The sequence below is a fragment of the Microbacterium sp. NPDC087665 genome, assembly GCF_044743285.1.
GTDB lineage: Bacteria > Actinomycetota > Actinomycetes > Actinomycetales > Microbacteriaceae > Microbacterium.
This window is the reverse complement of record NZ_JBIUWD010000002.1, coordinates 601,480-619,927: the sequence shown is the minus strand read 5'-3', so window position 1 is coordinate 619,927 and position 18,448 is coordinate 601,480. Positions and strand designations below refer to the sequence as shown.

Below are 18,448 nucleotides of genomic sequence, written 5' to 3'. Positions count from 1 at the left end.
TGCTCCGCGCGACAGGCCTCACAAGGGCCCGCCGTCACCGAAATCCACAATGACGAGGAGACCGTTCGCATGTCAGCCCCCCACGACGACGCCCGCCCGGGAGCCGAGTCGTCCGAACACCGCAAGCGGGGGCGCGCCGGCGCTCTCGCCGTAACCACAGCCGTCGCGCTGGCCTTCGGGTCGCTCGGCGCCGTGCCCGCATCCGCCACCGATGAGCCGGTCGACGCCCCCGCGTCGTCGAGCACCGAGACGGAAGCCCCGGCATCCCCCACGCCCGACTCCAGCGCGCCGGTCGACACCACGACGCCCCCGCCCGCCGAAGCACCGGCCACCGAAGCGCCGGCGACCGAAGAAGCGCCAGCCGAAGAGGCGCCCGCCGAACAGGCGCCGGCCGACGAGGCTGCGGCGGCCGCCGCAACGCCGGCGACGCACACGATCGCCGAGGTGCAGGGCACCACCGACGTCTCTCCGGTGAGCGGTCAGACCGTTACCGTCGAGGGTGTCGTCACCGCCGACTACCGCACCGGCGGCTACAAAGGCATCGTCATCCAGACGCAGGGCTCCGGCGGAGCCGAAGACCCCACTCCCGGGGCATCCGACGGCGTGTTCGTGTACCTCAACGCCCTCGCGCCGGGACTCGAGATCGGCGACCTCATCTCGGTCACCGGCAAGGTCAGCGAGTACTTCGGCCAGACCCAGATCAACCCCACCGCGCTCACCGGCATCGAGGTGCTCACGGCCGGTGCGGGTGTTCCCGCGGTCACGCCGCTGCCCGACACGGTCGTCGGCACCGATCGCGAGCAGTACGAGAACATGCTCGTCGCCCCGGCCGGCACGTATCGCCTGGCATCCAGCCACCAGCTCTACAACTTCGGAACGCTCTGGCTGAACCCCGGCGACCTCAACGTCAAGAGCACCGAGACCACGCGTCCGGGTGCCGACGCCGCCGCGATCGCCGCGGCCAACCGCGCTGACCGCATCCTGCTCGACGACGCGTGGTCTCTGCAGGTGACGAACAACAACCACCCCGGCCACCAGCCGTACTTCACCACCGATACGGTCGTGCGCAACGGCGACATCGTCGATTTCAGCGACAGCGGCTACATCCTGCAGTGGGGCTTCGACGACTGGCGCCTGCAGCCGACCGTGCCGATCGACGATTCCTCGCCCGCCGACCTCAAGGTCGGGTTTGAATCGGCCAACCCCCGCACGGCATCCGCTCCGGATGTCGGCGGTGACGTGCAGGTCGCGTCGTTCAACGTCTTCAACTACTTCACGACGTTGAAGACCGAGAACGCCGACGCCCGCGGAGCCGCGAACGCGGCGCAGTTCGCGATCCAGAAGTCGAAGATCGTCGCGGCCATCAACGGACTCGACGCCGACATCGTCTCGCTGATGGAGATCGAGAACTCGGTCAAGCTGGGCAAGCCCATCGACACGGCACTGGCCGATCTCGTCTCCGGGCTCAACGAGGCCGCCGGCAGCGAGGTGTGGGCGTACGTGCCGACGCCGAGCGCGCTGAACGACGCGGCGACGACCGACTACATCACCAACGCGATCATCTACAAGAAGGATGCGGTCTCCCCGGTCGGCGACAGCGAGACCATCGTCGACGAGACGGTCTGGGGCAACGCGCGCGAGCCGATCGCCCAGGCCTTCGACATCGACGGGCGCGTGGTCACCGTGGTCGCGAACCACCTGAAGTCGAAGTCGCCGCCCGAGGGGGCAGGAGCAGAACCCGCCGACGGGCAGGGCTTCTTCAACGCCGATCGCGTGGCGCAGGCACAGGCCGTCCTGGACTTCACCGCCGAGCTCGAGGAGACCACCGGCAGCAGCGACATGCTGCTGATCGGAGACTTCAACGCGTACGGCAAGGAAGACCCGATCGACGTGTTCACGTCGGAGGGATGGAGCGACCTCGTCGCCGACAAGACCGACGGGCAGTACACCTACTCGTTCGACGGCGAGCTGGGCTCGCTCGATCACGTCATCGCGTCGCCGTCGCTGACGGCGTCGATCACCGGTGCCGGGGTCTGGGGCATCAACTCGCCCGAGTGGAGCGACCGCGGTTACGCGTTCGGCGCGACCGAGGCGGGTACTCCGTACCGGTCGAGCGACCACGACCCGATCATCGTCGGCGTCTCGTCGGAGATCCCTCCGGTGAGCATCGACGTCGTGACGATCAACGATTTCCACGGTCGGATCGAGGCCGACGGTGCCGCCGCCGGCGCCGCGGTCGTGGCGGGAGCGGTGCAGCAGTTCCGATCGGAGAATCCGAACACGATCTTCGCGGGAGCGGGCGACCTGATCGGCGCCTCGACCTTCACATCGTTCATCAACGACGACAACCCCACGATCGACGCGCTGAACGCGGCGGGACTCGATGTGAGCGCCGCGGGCAACCACGAGTTCGACCAAGGTTGGGAAGACCTCCGCGACCGCGTGCAGGACCGAGCGGACTGGGAGTACATCTCCTCGAACGTGTTCGTCACCGAGACCGGTGAGCCCGCGCTCGCTCCGGCCTGGATCAAGGAGCTCGACGGCGTCAAGGTCGGCTTCATCGGCGCAGTGACCGAAGACCTCGACTCGCTCGTGTCTCCGGAAGGGATCGCAGACCTCGAGGTGCGCAGCATCCCCGACTCGGTCAACGCAGTGGCCGACGACCTGCGCGATGGCGATGCGTCCAACGGCGAGGCGGATGTCATCATCCTCCTCGTGCACGAGGGCGCGGAGACCACCGACATCGCCGCCGTCACGCCGGACTCGCCCCTCGGCGAGATCGTCTACGGCGTGGACGACGACGTCGATGCGATCGTGTCGGCGCACACGCACCTCGCCTACAACCACGTCATCGACGGCCGCCCGGTCGTCTCGGCGGGCCAGTACGGCGAGAACCTCGGGCTGATGAACATCCAGGTCGATCCGACCACGAAGGACCTGATCTCGATCACCAACGAGATCAAGCCCCTCACGGCCAACGGGCAGCCGCTCTACCCGGCCGTCCCCGAGGTGGCCGAGATCGTCGCCGCGGCGAAGGCCGAGGCCGATGTCCTCGGTGCGATCAAGGTCGGAGACATCACCGCCGACTTCAACCGCGCACGTCAGACGAGCGGGGCCGAGAACCGCGGTGGCGAGTCCACCATCGGCAACTTCGTCGCCGATGTGCAGAAGTGGTCGACCGGTGCCGACATCGCGATCATGAACCCCGGCGGAATCCGCGCGAACCTGACGTACGCGTCGGGCGGAGCATCCGATCCCGCCGGCAACGTCACCTACCGTGAGGCCGCCACCGTGCAGCCGTTCGCCAACACGCTCGTCACGCTCACCCTCACCGGTGCTCAGCTGAAGGGTGTTCTCGAAGAGCAGTGGCAACCCACGGGGTCGGCACGGCCGTTCCTCAAGCTCGGCGTCTCGGAGGGTCTGGTCTACGCCTACGACCCGACCGCGGCGCAGGGGTCGCGGGTCACCTCGATCACGCTCGACGGCGAACCGATCGATCCGACGGCCGAATACACGGTCGCGGCGAACTCGTTCCTGGCCGCCGGAGGTGACAACTTCTTCACCTTCAAGGAGGGCACGAACAAGCGCGACACCGGCAAGATCGACCTGCAGTCGATGGTCGACTGGTTCGACGCGAACGGAACAGCGACCCCCGATCTCGCTCAGCGCGCGGTCGGCGTCGCGGTCAGCGCCCCGGATGCCGACGGCTACAGCGCCGGCGACCAGGTGACCGTCGCACTGTCGTCGCTCGCGTTCAGTGCGGGCGAGCCCGCACCGGGTGAGGTGACGGTGTCGCTGGGCGGTTCGGTGCTCGCCTCCGGTGCGGTCGACCCCACCATCGTCGACACGACGGACGAGGGTGGTCGTGCGACGCTCACCTTCACGGTTCCCGCGGGGGTGACCGGCGAGCAGCAGCTCACGGTCGCCGTCGCCTCGACCGGAACCACGGTGCAGGCGCCGTTCACGGTCACGGGTGAGGCGGAGTTCGCCGGCACCATCGACCTCGGATCCTCGAAGGTGACCGCGGGCAAGAAGCTCCCGATCACCGGGTCGGGATACGAGCCGGGCGAGACGGTGACGGTGCAGCTGCGTCCGACATCCGGCGCGGCGATCGATGTCGGAACGATCCAGGTCTCGGCCGACGGCTCGTTCGCCACATCGGTGACGGTGCCGAAGAATACGAAGGCCGGGACCTACACGGTCGCCGTGTCGCAGGCCGACGGTGACGAGGCCACGGCCACCGTCTCCGTCGCCAAGGCCGGCGGCATCGGGGGCATCATCGGTGCGATCCTCGACTGGCTGTGGGGTGTGATCGGCGGATGGTTCTGACGCTGTTCCTCGATTGACGAAAGCGGAGGCCGTCGGGAGTGATCCCGGCGGCCTCCGTCGTGCCCGAGCGGGCGTCGAGCGCTCGGAGTCCCCGGCTAGACTGGTCGCATGCCCGAACCGAAAGTCGCCAGCTTTCCGGCGATCCGCGGTGCGCTGAAGTTCTACCAGATCGCGTCGATCATCACCGGAGTCATGCTGCTCCTGCTGCTGACCGAGATGGTGCTGAAGTACACGCCGATCCACCTCGAACTCTTCCTCGGTGGGTCCGGTGGTCCCGTGTGGTTCGCCGGTGTGCTCGCCGGTGCCGACTGCCAGTGGTGGTCGCTGTTCGCCCCCTGGACCAACTCCTGCGAGATGACGTCTCTGGGCGACGGGTTCAACCTGTCGCTGTTCATCCTCGTCGCGCACGGCTGGTTCTACGTCGTCTACCTCTTCGCATGCTTCCGCATGTGGAGCCTGATGCGCTGGCCGTTCCCGCGCTTCATCCTGCTCGCACTCGGCGGCGTCATCCCGCTGCTGTCCTTCTTCATGGAGTCGATCGTGGCTCGTGAAGTGAAGACCTACCTCGCCACCAGGGAAGCCGCCGAGGCTCCCGCCCCTGCCACGGAAGGCATCCGTTGACCGAACAGTCCGAGACCCAGCAGCGTCCCGCGCTCGTCATCGACTTCGGCGCGCAGTACGCGCAGCTGATCGCACGCCGCGTCCGCGAGGCGGGTGTGTACAGCGAGATCGTGCCGCACACCGCCACCGCCGAAGAGATCGCCGCCAAGAATCCGGTCGCGATCATCCTCTCGGGCGGACCCTCGTCCGTCTACGAGGAGGGCGCTCCGCGGCTCGACCCCGCGGTGTTCGACCTCGGCGTTCCCACCCTCGGTATCTGCTACGGGTTCCAGTACATGGCCCAGACGCTGGGTGGAGAGGTCGCGAACACCGGCCTGCGCGAGTACGGGGCGACGGATGCCGTCATCACCGGTGACGGCGGAACGCTGCTGGGCGGACAGCCCGCGGCGCAGAACGTCTGGATGAGCCACGGCGACCAGGTCGCCCGCGCCCCCGAGGGCTTCGAAGTGCTCGCCACGACCGACGCCACGAAGGTCGCCGCGTTCTCGAACGAGGAGCGCGGCTTCTACGGTGTGCAGTGGCACCCCGAGGTCAAGCACTCCGACCACGGCCAGCAGGTGCTCGAGAACTTCCTGCACAAGGGTGCCGGTCTCGCCTCCGACTGGAACAGCGACAACGTGATCGCCGAGCAGGTCGAGCGCATCCGCGAGCAGGTGGGTGACGCCCGCGTCATCTCCGCTCTCTCCGGCGGCGTCGACTCCGCGGTCTCCACCGCGCTCGTGCACAAGGCCATCGGCGACCAGCTGACCGCCGTGTTCGTCGACCATGGTCTGCTGCGCAAGGGCGAGCGCGAGCAGGTCGAGAAGGACTACGTCGAGTCCACCGGTGTGCGCCTGATCACTGTCGAGGCCGCCGACACGTTCCTCGGTCACCTGAAGGGTGTCACCGACCCCGAGGAGAAGCGCAAGATCATCGGGCGCGAGTTCATCCGCGCCTTCGAGAAGGTGCAGCTCGATCTCGTCGAAGAGGCGAAGGCCGATGGCGGCGCCCCGGTCAAGTTCCTCGTGCAGGGCACGCTCTACCCCGATGTCGTCGAGTCCGGCGGCGGTGCGGGCACCGCGAACATCAAGTCGCACCACAACGTGGGCGGCCTCCCCGACGACCTCGACTTCGAACTGATCGAGCCGCTGCGTGCGCTGTTCAAGGACGAGGTCCGTGCGATCGGCCGCGAGCTCGGCATTCCCGAGGCGATCGTCGGTCGTCAGCCGTTCCCCGGCCCCGGCCTCGGCATCCGCATCATCGGTGAGGTCACCGCCGATCGCCTCGAGATCCTGCGCGAGGCAGACGCCATCGCTCGCGAGGAGCTCACCAAGGCCGGTCTCGACCAGGAGATCTGGCAGTGCCCGGTCGTGCTCCTCGCCGACGTGCGTTCGGTGGGAGTGCAGGGCGACGGCCGCACCTACGGGCACCCGATCGTGCTGCGTCCGGTCTCCAGTGAAGACGCGATGACGGCCGACTGGACCCGTCTGCCGTACGACGTGCTGTCGAAGATCTCGAACCGCATCACCAACGGCGTGCGCGACGTCAACCGCGTCGTTCTCGACGTGACGTCGAAGCCGCCGGGAACGATCGAGTGGGAGTGACGGGCGAGAGTGTCTCTCTCGCCTGAGACGGTGTCCGGCACGCTGCCGGATGCCGAGTACCTGGTGCTGTCGAGCCGGCTGATCCCCGATCTCGACGGCGGATACACGATCGCGACGCTGTCGCGCGCCCGGCAGCTCGCGGGAGCAGGCGTCGCCGAGGGCCTCGGTCCGCAGCTGCTGACGTTCGATCCCGGCACGGCGGCCGCTCACGCGGAGCACCGGGCGACGTTCGCCGCGCGCGGCGCGCTCGTCGACGCCTCTCGTCTGCGTAACCTCTTCGATGAGGCGGCCTCCGAGGCGGGCGGAGCGGCGGTCTGGCTGCGCGATGCGGCCGACGCGGCACTGATCCCCGCCGACGACGTCGAGTACCGCGTGATCGCGGATGCCGAGGGGCGCCCGGTCGTGGCGTTGCCCGTGATTTCGGGTGACCCCGACTGGCACCTGAGCCGCGAGCCCGTGCAGATCTACGATGCGACCGGTTCTGTGATCGGTGGCGTTCCCGGCTTCGGCGGACTCTACCGGGCATGGCTCGAGCACCTCGCCGCCGGGCTGGACGAGCGCCCGATCGTCGTGATCTGCGAGTCTCGACAGCTCGGTGAGTTGATCGTCGGCTGGTCGGAACCCCGGGTGCGCATCCTGCACACGATCCACACGATCCACCTCGAGGCCCCGTACACGGCGGATGCTCCGATGAACCCGCTGTGGACGCGCTGGCTCGGCATCGCGGACCGTTTCGATGCCGTGATCTGGCCCACCGCGACGCAGCGCGACGATGTCGTGGCCCGCTTCGGCGATGCGGCGGTGCACGAGGTCGTCCCGAACCCGATCCCCGCGGTCACCGTGCGCGAAGATCTGCGCGAACCCGGACTCGTCGCAGTGCTCGGGCGGCTCGCTCCGGGCAAGCGCGTCGATCAGGCGATCCGCGCGTTCCTCGGTGCCGACGTGCCGGGCACCCGTCTCGAGATCTGGGGAGGCGGGCCGGAACAGGAGCGCCTGCAGGCTCTGATCGACGAACTCGGCGCATCCGACCGCGTGGTGCTCGCCGGGTATACCGACGATCCGGGACGCGTTCTCGACCGGGCGTCGCTCGTGCTCACGGCGACGGCTTTCGAGGGCCAGCCGCTCTCGATCGTAGAAGCACTGCTGCACGGTGCGCCGGTCGTCTCGTACGACGTGCGCTACGGCATCCGCGACGTGCTGGGGGCCGGTGGGGGAGTGCTCGTTCCCGACGCCGATGTCGAAGGGCTCGCCGCCGCGGTGCGGGGAGTTCTCGACGACCCTGAGCTTCTCGCGCGGCTCAGCGCCGAGGCGCCGGGTGTCGCCGCGGCGTGGAGCCCCGAGAAGTCGCTGGCCGCGTTGACAGCCGTGATCGACGGCGCCGTGCGCCGCCCCTCGCGCCGCTGAGGAGCCGCTTTCTGCGCCCTTTCCATGGCGCCGGACGAAATCTCAGAATATTGTCGGGGCGATGTCGATCGGCGTCATTCCCGTTCGACGTCTTTGATGAGAGGGTCGAACGACGATCCCATCGATCAAGGAGAACACCATGAAGTTCATGCTCATCATGCGCTCGACCGACGAAGCAGTCGCGGCCTACAAGGAGATCCCCTTCGAGCAGGTCATCGAGGCCATGGGGAAGTACAACGAGTCGATGATCAAGGCCGGTGTGCTGGCAGCCGGTGAGGGTCTGACCGACGCTGCGGAGGGCTTCGTCGTCGACTTCAGCGCCGAGACGCCGCTCATCACCGACGGCCCCTACGGCGAAACCAAGGAACTCTTCAACGGGTTCTGGATCATCGAGGTGTCGAGCCGCGAAGAGGCAGCGGAATGGGCGAGCCGCGCGCCGCTCGGGGCGGGATCGTTCCTCGAGGTGCGTCGGGTGACCGACATGTCGGACTTCCCCGCCGACAACGAGTGGATCGAGAAGGAAGCCGGCTGGCGCGACGAGGCCGCGCAGCGCGCCCAGCAGTGAGATGACCACGTCTGCCGATGGCGATGCGGTGCGTTCCACTCCCGGCACAGGGTCGGTGGAGCGCACCGTCGCCGCGGTGTGGCGCATCGACTCGGCGAAGATCATCGGCACGCTCACCCGCATGACGGGGGAGTTCGGGCTCGCCGAAGATCTCGCGCAGGAGGCGCTGCTCGACGCGCTGCAGCAGTGGCCGGTCGAGGGCGTGCCCCGCAACGCAGCCGCCTGGCTCACCGCCGTCGCGAAGCGCAAGGCGATCGATCGGTGGCGGCGTCGTGAACGTCTCGACGAGCGGCTCGCGGTCATCGCGCACGACCTGGAGCGCGAGCAGGCGGAGTCGGCGGATGCCCCGCCGTGGGATCCGGATGCCGTCGACGACGACGTGCTGCGTCTGCTGTTCATCTCGTGCCACCCGGTGCTCTCGAAGGAAGCGCAGGTGGCGCTGTCATTGCGTGTGGTCGGCGGGCTGTCGAGCGAGGAGATCGCCCGGGCGTTCCTCGTGCCGACGGCGACGGTCCAGCAGCGTATCGTGCGCGCCAAGAAGACTCTCGCGGCGGCGAACGTGCCCTTCGAGGTGCCGCCGCGCGAAGAGCACACGGCGCGACTCGGCGCGATCCTCGGCGTGATCTACCTGATCTTCAACGAGGCGCACTCGGCGAGCAGCGGGTCGAATGTGCTGCGCGTCGATCTGGGCGACGAGGCCATCCGTCTGGGACGAGTGCTCGCGGCGCTCATGCCGCGGGAGCCGGACGTGCACGGGTTGCTCGCGCTCATGGAGCTCACCGCGGCCCGGTTCCCCTCCCGTACCGATGCGCAGGGCGAGCCGGTGCTGCTCGCCGATGAGGATCGCCGTCGCTGGGATCGCCGTCGCTGGGATCGTGGGCGCATCGCTCGCGGACGCGCGGCGCTGGCGCGAGCGGATGCTCTCGGGCGCGGACGCGGGGCCTACGGCCTGCAGGCGGCCATCGCCGAGCGCCACGCAGTCGCCCCATCGGTCGACGAGACCGACTGGGAGCAGATCGTGCTGCTGTACGAAGCGCTCGGGCGGCTATCGCCGTCTCCGGTGGTCGAGTTGAATCGGGCTGCTGCCGTGGCGATGGCGACGGGTCCGGCATCCGCCCTGCGCATTCTCGACCAGCTCGCCGCATCCGGAGCGCTGCCCGGCTACCACCTGCTGCCGGCGACGCGCGCGGAACTGCTGCGTCGCCTGGGCCGCGAAGACGAGGCGCGCAGCGAGTTCGCCGTCGCCGCGGGGCTCGCAGGCAACGATCGCGAGCGCACCCTCTTGGAGCAGAAGGCTCTCGGGCGCACGACATAGACCCGCCCCCTTCGGAGTGCCGGAGCAGCCGAAGAGGGCGGGCGTCGAGTTGCTGGTGCGATCAGTCGCGCACCTTGCTGCCGCGGCCGACGATCAGGCCGTAGATCAGCAGAACGATGATCGAGCCGCCGATGGCGAGGAGCCACGTGCCCAGATCCCAGAACTCTGTGAGAGGACGGTTGAGGATCAGGCTGCCGAGCCAGCCGCCGAGGAATGCGCCGACGACGCCGAGCAGGAGAGTGACGAACCATCCGCCACCCTGCTTGCCGGGAAGGATCAGCTTCGCGATGGCCCCGGCGATGAGACCGAGAAGAAGAAAACCGAGAAAGCTCATGATGACCTCCTGTTGTCAGACGACGGTCGTCTGTGATCTCCGATCGTGCTCTCCCAGCGATCTTCCAGGAACCCCCTTGCGCAGCGAGCCCGGGCATGGCAAGAGGCCCGCCTCCGGAAGGAAACGGGCCTCTCGCGATGAGAATGCGTCAGTTGCTGCCGCGGACGATCGCGATGATGCGCAGGATCTCGACGTACAGCCACACGACGGTGACCATGATGCCGAAGGCACCGAGCCAGCCGTACTTGCGCGGTGCGCCGTTGCGCACGCCCTGCTGGATCTGATCGAAGTCGAGCACCAGCGAGTACGCAGCCATGATGACCACGAGCACGCCGATGATCAGCCCGAGCGGGATACCGGCGATCGACTGGCTGTAGAGGCCGAAGGCCTGGTCCTGCGGGAGGACGCCCGTCCACATGAGCACGAGGTTCAGCAGCGAGAAGACGAGGTAGCCGACCATGGCGATCATGAAGATCTTGGTGGCCTTCTTCGACGCGCGGATCTTGCCGCTGGCGAAGAGGGCGAGCGTGACACCCACGACCGAGATGGTGGCGAGGGTGGCCTGCATGACGATGCCGGGCCAGATGACCTCGAAGAACGCCGAGATGCCACCGATGAAGAGACCCTCGAAGGCCGCGTACGCGAAGATCAGCGGCGGGCGCACCTTCTTGCGCGACGTGAACGCGATGACCATGGCGAGCACGAAGCCGCCTGCAGCACCGATGATCCACGGAAGCATCGAGATGTTCTCGGTGGGGATCGCCTGGACTCCGCCGAGCGTCCACACCCAGCCGACCGCCGCGGCGACCAGGAGGATCGCGAACAGACCGGCCGTCTTCCAGACGGTGTCCTCGACCGACATGCGGTCGGTCTCGATCGATCCGGCGGGCGGGGCCGCGTACATGCCCTCAAGCTGCGCGTTGGTCGCGGCATCGACCGAGGCGTGCTGGAACGACGCGGTCTGCGCGCCCTGAGCAGCCTGCGGGGCGCCGGGGTAGGTCGCGACGTTGCGCGGATCCTGCTGCTTGAACGCCGGGTTGTTGAAAGCAAAGTTGCTCATCGTGGGCCTCACTCCAAAAGGGGGTCGTAGGTCGCTTTCCTCTACGATACTCGGGCGGAGCGCCGGGTGGGGTGTTCTACGCTGAGAGCGTGCCCAGGAAATCTCCTCTCGTCATCGGGCATCGCGGTGCGCCCGGCTACCGTCCGGAGCACAGCCGCTCCTCGTACGAGCTCGCGCTGGCGATGGGCGTGGATGCGGTCGAACCGGATGTCGTGGCGACCCAGGACGGCGTGCTGGTGGTGCGGCACGAGAACGAGATCTCGGGCACGACCGATGTGGCGGAGCATGCGGAATTCGCCGATCGCAAGACGACCAAGCGCGTCGACGGCCAGGCGCTGACGGGCTGGTTCACCGAGGACTTCACCTGGGACGAGCTGTCGACGCTGCGGGTGCGCGAGCGGCTTCCCGAGGTGCGCGCGACGAGTGCGAGCTTCGACGGCGCCCAGAAGATCCTGCGACTGATCGATGTGCTCGACATCGTCCGCGACGGGTCCATCGAGCATGGCCGCGAGATCGGCGTCGTGCTCGAGGTCAAGCACGCCACCTACTTCGCCAGCATCGGCATCGATCTCGCGCCCCTGATCGAGCGCGATCTGCGCGCGGCTGGGTGGGCTGACGGAGAGCTCCCGCTGGTGATCGAATGCTTCGAGTCGACGATCCTCGGTGACCTGCGCGGGCGTGGCATCGCCGCGTCGTACATCTACCTGATCGAGTCGACGGGGCGCCCGTACGATCTGTTGGTCGCGCAGGGCAAGCACGCTCTGACGTACAAGGCGACGGTCGAGCCGAAGGGCTTGAACGGTCTCATCGGCAGGGTCGACGGCATCAGCGTGAGCAAGAAGATGCTGCTCGTGCGGGGCAACACGATCGTCGCGGACGCGCATGCCCGGGGGCTCACCGTCTTCACCTGGACGTGTCGTCCCGACAACGGATTCCTCTCGCCCGAGTTCCGCGGCGCCGGTGGCAAGGGCGACTTCGGTGACTACGAGGCGGAGTGGGGCGTGATCGCCCGCAGCGGCGTCGACGGCGTGTTCGTCGACCACCCCGACCTCGGGGTCGGGTTCTTCCGCAGCTGAGAGCCGGTCAGAGCGGTCCGAGAACCTCGGCGACCTCGCGCTCGAGCGTCAGAGTGCGCAGCGGTTCGAGGATCTCCCGCTCCTCGAACCGGAAGTGCGACTCCATGATCGCGCCGATGGCGTCGAGGTGGCGCCCGATCGTCGCCGGGTCCTCGCGCCTCTCGGCGGCTTCGCGCAGGCTGCCCAGCAGGTGCGACAGCATCGAGTGATCCTGCATGAGTTCGTCGATCATTCCATCGAGCTCCGGATGCTCCGCCCGCAGTGCCAGGAACAGCGCCCGATCCTCGCTGCGGTGGTGGCCGTCGAGCGCCGAGCAGAATCCGATGCAGAACAGCACCAGATCGGGGCTCGCTCGGGTCAGAGCGTGCGATCGAACGCCCCGCGGCGGGTCGAGACGATCTCCTTGCCCAGGGGCATGAGCGAGACGGGGATCATCTTGAAGTCGGCGATGCCCATCGGGATGCCGATGATCGTGATGCACAGCGCGAGGCCCGAAATGATGTGGCCGATCGCGAGCCACCATCCGGCGAGGATCACCCAGAGCACGTTGCCGAGGAAGGAACCGACCCCGGCGGTGGGCTTGCTCACCACCTCGCGACCGAAGGGCCAGATCGCGTAGCGCGCGATGCGGAACGAGGCGATCGCCCAGGGGATGGTCACGATCGGGATGCAGAGCAGCAGCCCCGCCAGGATGTAGCCGAGGAACAGTGCCCATCCGGCCAGGATGACCCAGATGATGTTGAGGATCGTGCGCATGAGCCGATTGTGCCATCCGCGGCTGTGCAGCCTGAGCATCCGCCCGGAGGTCCGCGGGTCGCGCGTGACCTGATGCCAGACTGGCCGGCATGAATGGAATCGCCGTCGATGGTGTCAGCAGATCGTTCGGGACGGTGCAGGCGGTTCGCTCGGCGACGCTGCGCGCTGAGCCCGGGCGGGTGACCGGCCTGGTGGGGCCGAACGGCGCGGGCAAGACCACGCTGCTGCTGATGCTCGCCTCCCTCCTCGCCCCCGACACCGGGACCATCCGCATCGGTGACGTCGACCCCTCGGAGGACCCGCTCGCGGCCCGTCGGATCCTCGGGTGGATGCCGGACGCCCTCGGCGCCTGGCCCTCGCTCACCGCGCGCGAGACGATGGTGACGACCGCCCGGCTGTACGGGATCTCGCCGGCCGATGCGGCGCTGCGCGCCCGGTATCTGCTCGATCTGGTCGATCTCGGCGCGCTCGCCGACTCTCCGGCGAAGGTGCTCTCCCGCGGCCAGAAGCAGAAGCTCGGGCTGGCCAGAGCGCTCGTGCACGACCCGCAGGTGCTGCTGCTCGATGAGCCCGCATCGGGACTCGACCCCGAAGCACGGGTGCAATTGCGCGTGCTGCTGCGGCGCCTCGCCGCCGAAGGCCGCACGATCCTGATCTCCAGCCACATCCTCTCCGAACTCGAAGAGGTCGTCGATGACGCCGTGTTCCTCGTGGCCGGGGCCGTCGTCGATGCGGCCGCCGTTCCGGCCGCCGTGCGCGCCTGGCGAATCCGCCTGGTCGGAGCATCCGCTGAACGGTTGAGCGCCGACGCCTGGCAGGTGGCGTCGACGCTCGGCGTTCCTCCCGAATCGCTGGGCGGTGACCGTGGCACGGTGCTGATCGGATTCGAGAACGAGGAATCGGCGGCCTCGGCGCTGCATCGTCTCGTCGCCGCGCAGCTGCCGATCTCGGAGTTCGCGCCGGCGCAGAGCGCTCTGGAGCACACGTTCCTCCACCTCAACCAGCCGAGAATGCAGCCGGCGCCCCCTGCGCCCCCTGCGCCCCGCACCGGATCGGAGGCGGGAGCATGAGCATCGCGCACATCGGAACCATCGCCCGTCTCGAACTCACGCAGCGCCTGCGCAGTGTGGGCTGGTACGTGCTCCTGGGCATCTTCGCCGTCGTACTCCTCGGCATCACCGCGCTCGCATTCGCCGTCTTCTCGTACGGAGACGCCCCCGGAGCCGGGGTCTACTCGATCGTCGTGAACATGGTGCTGCTGCTGGTCGTGCTGGTGTCGCCCACGCTCAGCGGCAACGCCATCAACGGCGACAGGGATGCCGCGACGCTCGCCGCGATCCAGGTCACCGCCGCATCGACCGGCGACATCATGCTCGGCAAGCTCCTCGCCGCCGTCGCCACCGGGGGAGCGTTCCTGCTGGTCGCGCTGCCGTTCCTCGCCTTCTCGCTCGTGGGTGGCGGTGCGGATGCCCTGGTGCTGCTCATCTCGCTGCTGGTGCTCGCGGTGGAGATCGTGATCGTCGCCGCCATCGGCGTGGGGCTGAGCGGCCTGATCGCGCGCCCGCTGTTCTCCGTCGCGACGACCTACCTCGTCGTCGCCTCGCTCGCGATCGGCACTCTCATCGTCTTCGCCCTCGGAGGATTCGCGATACGCAGCGAGGCGACCAACTACAGCCGGCCGTACGACCAGTCCGGCAACGCGATCTGCGACGAATGGGAGACGTACACGTACGAGGTCCCGCGCTTCGATCTCGTGTGGTGGGTGCTCGCCGCCAACCCCTTCGTCGTGCTGGCCGACGCCACCCCCACCGAGTACAGCCCCAACGGATACCCGGTCGATCTGTTCGGACAGATCAAGTACGGCGTGCGCACCGCCCAGCTGTCGCCGCTCGAGCAGCGATGGGACGAATGCGACCCCGACTACTCCTCGGACACGGCGAGCGACGTGATCGAGTCCACCGTGCCGAGCTGGTTCGTCGGTCTCGGTGTGCAGATCGTGATCGCCGGTTCGCTCTTCGCCGGGGCCTGGTCGCGCACCCGCACGCCGGCGCGGCGGCTACCTCCGGGAACGCGCATCGCCTGAGGGGGCTGCACCCCCGTGAGGGGCCGGACGGGCAACGGCAACCCCGCGTGCACCGCGCGTACAGCGCGGGGTTGCCGCGCGTCCATCCGGCATCGATGGTCTGGTCGGGCACCCGCCCGCACACCCGATCAGGAGTCCCATGTCCCGCCTGCATCGCGGGGTCTCGGTCACGGTGGTCTGCGCTCTCAGCGCGGCCGCCCTGCTCGCCGCCCCCGCTGCCGCCCTCGGCGCCTCGCCCGACCACCGCTCCACGGAGCTCCCGGAGGCCGCCGCGGCATCCTCCCTCGTCCTGAACGAGATCGTCTACAACGACGCGCAGACCGGCCTGGTCGACCAGGTCGAGATCTACAACGCAGGCTCCGAGACGGTCGCGCTCGACGGCTGGAAGATCTCGGATGAGAAGCGGGATGTCTTCGGCCAGGCGCCCGCCGGCACGAACCTGGCCCCCGGCGAGTTCGTGGTGCTCGTGAAGGACGTCGACTTCGACTTCGGGCTGGGAAAGGGCGACGAGGTCGTGCTCTATGCGCCCGACGGCGCGGTCGTCGACTCCTACGCCTATGCCAACACCGCGCCCCTCTCGGTCTGGGCGCGCTGCCCCGACGGCACGGGGGAGTGGGCACACGCCACTGCCGCCACTCCGGGAGCGGCGAACGACTGCTCGGTGGCTCCGGTCGACGGCTCCATCGTGATCAACGAGGTCGACTCGCAGCCGGCGGACTGGGTCGAGTTCTACAACCCCGGCACCGTCGCCTTCGACATCTCGGGATACGAGATCCGCGACAATTCCGACGACCACCGCTGGAGGTTCCTCCCGGGCACGAGCATCGCGCCCGGTGAATACCTGGTCATCGACGAAGGATCGATCGGCCTGGTCGACGGGGCCGAGACGGCGTTCCGAGACCCTATCGGCATCGGCAGCGCCGACCGGATCAGGCTCTTCGACACGAACGGCACCCTGGTCGACGACACGAAGCCGTGGAACGGTCACGCGGCGATCGACGGCGATGCCGCGGCGGCCACTCTCGCGCGCTGCCCCGACGGCGTGGGCGACTTCGTCCTCGCGTACGCGACACCCGGCGAGACCAACTCCTGCGTGCTGCCGTCGGTCGTCATCAACGAGATCGAGTCCAACGCCGACACCACCGACTGGGTCGAGGTGCTCAACACCGGCGCGACCGCCGTTGACGTGTCCGGTTGGACCGTGATGGACAACGACCCGATCGGGCATGCGAACGAGACCACCCCGCTGCCGGTCGGCACGATGCTGCAGCCGGGCGGGTACTTCGTCTTCGACCAGCCCGCGAACTTCGTCTTCGGACTCGGCAACGGAGACGTCGTGACCATCCGTGACGCGACAGGCAACACGGTCGCCGAGCACGCCTACGCGGCGCACGCCGACGGTGTGCTGGCGCGCTGCGCCGACGGCACCGGAGACTTCGCCGACATCGCCGTGTCGACCAAGGGCCTGCGCAACGCCTGCGGCAACCCTGTGCGCATCAACGAGGTCGAGTCCGACGGCGGGTCCCCCGACGACTGGATCGAGCTGGTGAACCCGACGTCGAGTGCGCTCGACGTCGCGGGAATCGTCGTGAAGGACGACGATGACACCCACACCTACACGATCCCCGCCGGCACGACGATCGCCGCGGGCGGCTACCTCGTGATCGAGCGGGATGCTCTCGGCTTCGGACTCGGCGACGGCGATGCGGTGCGCCTGTTCGAGGGCGACCTCCTCATCGATGAGACCTCCTGGGGTGCGGGCCACGCCGCCATGACGTGGGGTCGCTGCCCCGACACGACCGGCGCCTTCGCCGTCACCGCCGAATCGACCAAGGGCCAGCCGAACGTGTGCGCGGGAGAGATCGCCACCACGCCGTGGCCCGGTTCGGCCGAGGTGCGCGTGCTCGACCAGGCGCCGACGTTCCTCGAGGACAGCTCGGGTCTCGACGTGCAGGAGACCGCCGACGGCGCGTTCCTGTGGGCCGTGGACAACGGTGACGGGCGCATCTGGAAGCTCGCGGCGCACGCCGACGGTTCGGTGACCCAGATCGACGGCTGGACCGACGGCAAGCGCGTGCGCTTCCAGAAGGATGCCGGAGACCCGGGCGCCGCCGGTCCCGACACCGAGGGCATCACCGTCGACGGTGAGGGCTTCGTCTACGTGGCCTCGGAGCGCGACAACAGCGCCAAGGGCGTGAACCAGAACATCGTGCTCAAAGTCGACCCCGACTCCGCCTCCGGCGACCTCATCGCGCAGCAGGAGTGGGACCTCACCGCACTGCTCCCCGCCGTCGGAGCGAACCTCGGCATGGAGGCCGTGCAGTGGGTGCCGGACTCGGCGCTCGACGGCGCACTGTTCGACGACAACACCGGTGCCGCCTACGACCCCGACCTCTATGCGGGACACGGCGACGGGCTGTTCTTCGTCGCGGTCGAGGACACCGGCCATGTCTACGCGTTCGCGCTCGCCGCAGGGGGAGGAGCGACCCTGGTGTCGGAGATCGCCCCCGGCCTCACCGGCGTGATGGCACTGGACTACGACAGCGTGCGCGGCGTGCTGTGGGCGGTATGCGACGACGGATGCGGTGGGCGTTCGGCCGAGATCACGCTCAACGGGACCGCGCAGCCGGGGCTCTCCCACCACGACCGCCCTGCCGAGATGCCTGACATCAACAACGAGGGCTTCGCCACCGCTCCGGCTTCACTGTCGGTCGACGGACAGCGTCCGGTATGGTGGTTCGCCGACGGATTCGCCTCGCAGTCGCTGCGTGTCGGCACCCTTCCCGGTGCCGAGACCGAGACCCCGGGCGTCGGCACGCCGCCGCTTCCCGGCACCGCGCTCGTCGACGGCAACCGCAACGGGGTCACGATCAATCCCGCCGCGGCGGCTCCGGGCGAGCGGGTCACGGTTTCGCTCGATGCGTCTCACGCCGGCACCGAGGTCACCGTGTGGCTGTACTCCGAGCCCGTTCGTCTCGCGACAGGGGCGCTGGATTCGTCGGCGCGCATCTCCGTCACGATCCCGGCCGCTGCGGATGCCGGTGCCCACCGCATCGCCGTGTTCGCCGCCGACGGAGAACTGCTCGGATGGGGCGACCTCCGGATCACGGCGGCGGGTGGGGGAGCGGCCGACGGCAGCCTCGCCGCCACCGGGTCGGAGCTTCCCGCTGCGGCGATCGCGCTCGCGCTGATCCTTCTCCTGGTTGGGGGCGTCATCGGCCGGCGACGGAAGGCGCGCGTCTGACCACGGCGACGCCCGACGAGGGGACTGCGGAGGTCACCTCCGCAGTCCCCTCCCGCGTGCCCGCCCGTCGGCGGTGTC

General features: G+C 68.6%; 14 protein-coding genes. 10 read left to right on the top strand and 4 right to left on the bottom strand.

The annotated features are described in order from the left end of the window. Nucleotides 1-69 precede the first annotated feature (69 nt). The 6 genes from ACIOSY_RS06415 to ACIOSY_RS06390 all read left to right on the top strand — a co-directional run bounded on the left by ACIOSY_RS06415 (nucleotide 70) and on the right by ACIOSY_RS06390 (nucleotide 9,817). Complete coding sequence (locus ACIOSY_RS06415) at nucleotides 70-4,329, top strand: ExeM/NucH family extracellular endonuclease (protein ID WP_400850753.1); 4,260 nt, start codon at nucleotides 70-72, stop codon at nucleotides 4,327-4,329. Nucleotides 4,330-4,437: 108 nt separating this feature from the next. Continuing rightward, nucleotides 4,438-4,950 (top strand): DUF3817 domain-containing protein, encoded by a 513-nt coding sequence (locus ACIOSY_RS06410; RefSeq protein WP_400850750.1) that lies wholly within the window; start codon nucleotides 4,438-4,440, stop codon nucleotides 4,948-4,950. Further along, nucleotides 4,947-6,533 carry a glutamine-hydrolyzing GMP synthase gene (gene guaA / locus ACIOSY_RS06405; RefSeq protein ID WP_400850747.1) on the top strand — a complete coding sequence of 529 codons (1,587 nt, stop codon included), beginning with the start codon at nucleotides 4,947-4,949 and terminating at the stop codon, nucleotides 6,531-6,533. Before ACIOSY_RS06410 ends, guaA begins: the two co-directional genes overlap by 4 nt. Nucleotides 6,534-6,542: 9 nt before the next feature. Beyond that, complete coding sequence (locus ACIOSY_RS06400; RefSeq protein WP_400850744.1) at nucleotides 6,543-7,937, top strand: glycosyltransferase; 1,395 nt, start codon at nucleotides 6,543-6,545, stop codon at nucleotides 7,935-7,937. Nucleotides 7,938-8,076: 139 nt separating this feature from the next. Next, nucleotides 8,077-8,502, top strand: coding sequence for a YciI family protein (locus ACIOSY_RS06395; protein WP_400850741.1), 426 nt, complete (start codon nucleotides 8,077-8,079; stop codon nucleotides 8,500-8,502). Nucleotide 8,503: 1 nt separating this feature from the next. Continuing rightward, the gene (locus ACIOSY_RS06390; RefSeq protein ID WP_400850738.1) at nucleotides 8,504-9,817 is read left to right on the top strand and encodes an RNA polymerase sigma factor; all 1,314 of its coding nucleotides are present in this window, start codon (nucleotides 8,504-8,506) and stop codon (nucleotides 9,815-9,817) included. Between the two features lie 61 nt (nucleotides 9,818-9,878). Here ACIOSY_RS06390 and ACIOSY_RS06385 read toward each other — a convergent pair whose 3' ends face one another. Continuing rightward, nucleotides 9,879-10,151, bottom strand: coding sequence for a GlsB/YeaQ/YmgE family stress response membrane protein (locus ACIOSY_RS06385; RefSeq protein WP_400850735.1), 273 nt, complete (start codon nucleotides 10,149-10,151; stop codon nucleotides 9,879-9,881). 148 nt (nucleotides 10,152-10,299) lie between these two features. Next, complete coding sequence (locus ACIOSY_RS06380) at nucleotides 10,300-11,211, bottom strand: Bax inhibitor-1/YccA family protein (protein WP_400850732.1); 912 nt, start codon at nucleotides 11,209-11,211, stop codon at nucleotides 10,300-10,302. Between the two features lie 89 nt (nucleotides 11,212-11,300). Here ACIOSY_RS06380 and ACIOSY_RS06375 point away from each other — a divergent pair, with 89 nt between their 5' ends. Continuing rightward, a complete protein-coding gene (locus ACIOSY_RS06375) occupies nucleotides 11,301-12,287 on the top strand; it encodes a glycerophosphodiester phosphodiesterase family protein (RefSeq protein WP_400850729.1) in 987 nt (328 codons plus the stop codon). Between the two features lie 7 nt (nucleotides 12,288-12,294). Here the strand turns inward: ACIOSY_RS06375 and ACIOSY_RS06370 are convergent, their stop codons facing one another. Together ACIOSY_RS06370 and ACIOSY_RS06365 are read right to left on the bottom strand one after the other, a co-directional pair. Further along, the gene (locus tag ACIOSY_RS06370; RefSeq protein ID WP_400850726.1) at nucleotides 12,295-12,624 is read right to left on the bottom strand and encodes a hemerythrin domain-containing protein; all 330 of its coding nucleotides are present in this window, start codon (nucleotides 12,622-12,624) and stop codon (nucleotides 12,295-12,297) included. Between the two features lie 20 nt (nucleotides 12,625-12,644). Then, nucleotides 12,645-13,043 (bottom strand): YccF domain-containing protein, encoded by a 399-nt coding sequence (locus tag ACIOSY_RS06365; RefSeq protein WP_400850723.1) that lies wholly within the window; start codon nucleotides 13,041-13,043, stop codon nucleotides 12,645-12,647. 89 nt (nucleotides 13,044-13,132) lie between these two features. On the opposite strand from ACIOSY_RS06365, the gene ACIOSY_RS06360 reads away from it, so the two are divergent. From ACIOSY_RS06360 to ACIOSY_RS06350, 3 genes are all read left to right on the top strand, one after another. Further along, complete coding sequence (locus ACIOSY_RS06360) at nucleotides 13,133-14,113, top strand: ABC transporter ATP-binding protein (protein WP_400850720.1); 981 nt, start codon at nucleotides 13,133-13,135, stop codon at nucleotides 14,111-14,113. After that, nucleotides 14,110-15,126 carry an ABC transporter permease gene (locus ACIOSY_RS06355; RefSeq protein WP_400850717.1) on the top strand — a complete coding sequence of 339 codons (1,017 nt, stop codon included), beginning with the start codon at nucleotides 14,110-14,112 and terminating at the stop codon, nucleotides 15,124-15,126. Before ACIOSY_RS06360 ends, ACIOSY_RS06355 begins: the two co-directional genes overlap by 4 nt. Nucleotides 15,127-15,265: 139 nt before the next feature. Beyond that, nucleotides 15,266-18,370 (top strand): lamin tail domain-containing protein, encoded by a 3,105-nt coding sequence (locus ACIOSY_RS06350; protein WP_400850714.1) that lies wholly within the window; start codon nucleotides 15,266-15,268, stop codon nucleotides 18,368-18,370. The last annotated feature ends 78 nt before the right edge of the window (nucleotides 18,371-18,448 follow it).

Bases quoted from the DNA above. Each gene is read 5' to 3' on its own strand.
- ACIOSY_RS06415 (WP_400850753.1), top strand. From the start codon at position 70: ATGTCAGCCCCCCACGACGACGCCCGCCCGGGAGCCGAGTCGTCCGAA.
- ACIOSY_RS06410 (WP_400850750.1), top strand. From the start codon at position 4,438: ATGCCCGAACCGAAAGTCGCCAGCTTTCCGGCGATCCGCGGTGCGCTG.
- ACIOSY_RS06395 (WP_400850741.1), top strand. From the start codon at position 8,077: ATGAAGTTCATGCTCATCATGCGCTCGACCGACGAAGCAGTCGCGGCC.
- ACIOSY_RS06390 (WP_400850738.1), top strand. From the start codon at position 8,504: ATGACCACGTCTGCCGATGGCGATGCGGTGCGTTCCACTCCCGGCACA.
- ACIOSY_RS06385 (WP_400850735.1), bottom strand. From the start codon at position 10,151: ATGAGCTTTCTCGGTTTTCTTCTTCTCGGTCTCATCGCCGGGGCCATC.
- ACIOSY_RS06380 (WP_400850732.1), bottom strand. From the start codon at position 11,211: ATGAGCAACTTTGCTTTCAACAACCCGGCGTTCAAGCAGCAGGATCCG.
- ACIOSY_RS06365 (WP_400850723.1), bottom strand. From the start codon at position 13,043: ATGCGCACGATCCTCAACATCATCTGGGTCATCCTGGCCGGATGGGCA.
- ACIOSY_RS06360 (WP_400850720.1), top strand. From the start codon at position 13,133: ATGAATGGAATCGCCGTCGATGGTGTCAGCAGATCGTTCGGGACGGTG.
- ACIOSY_RS06355 (WP_400850717.1), top strand. From the start codon at position 14,110: ATGAGCATCGCGCACATCGGAACCATCGCCCGTCTCGAACTCACGCAG.
- ACIOSY_RS06350 (WP_400850714.1), top strand. From the start codon at position 15,266: ATGTCCCGCCTGCATCGCGGGGTCTCGGTCACGGTGGTCTGCGCTCTC.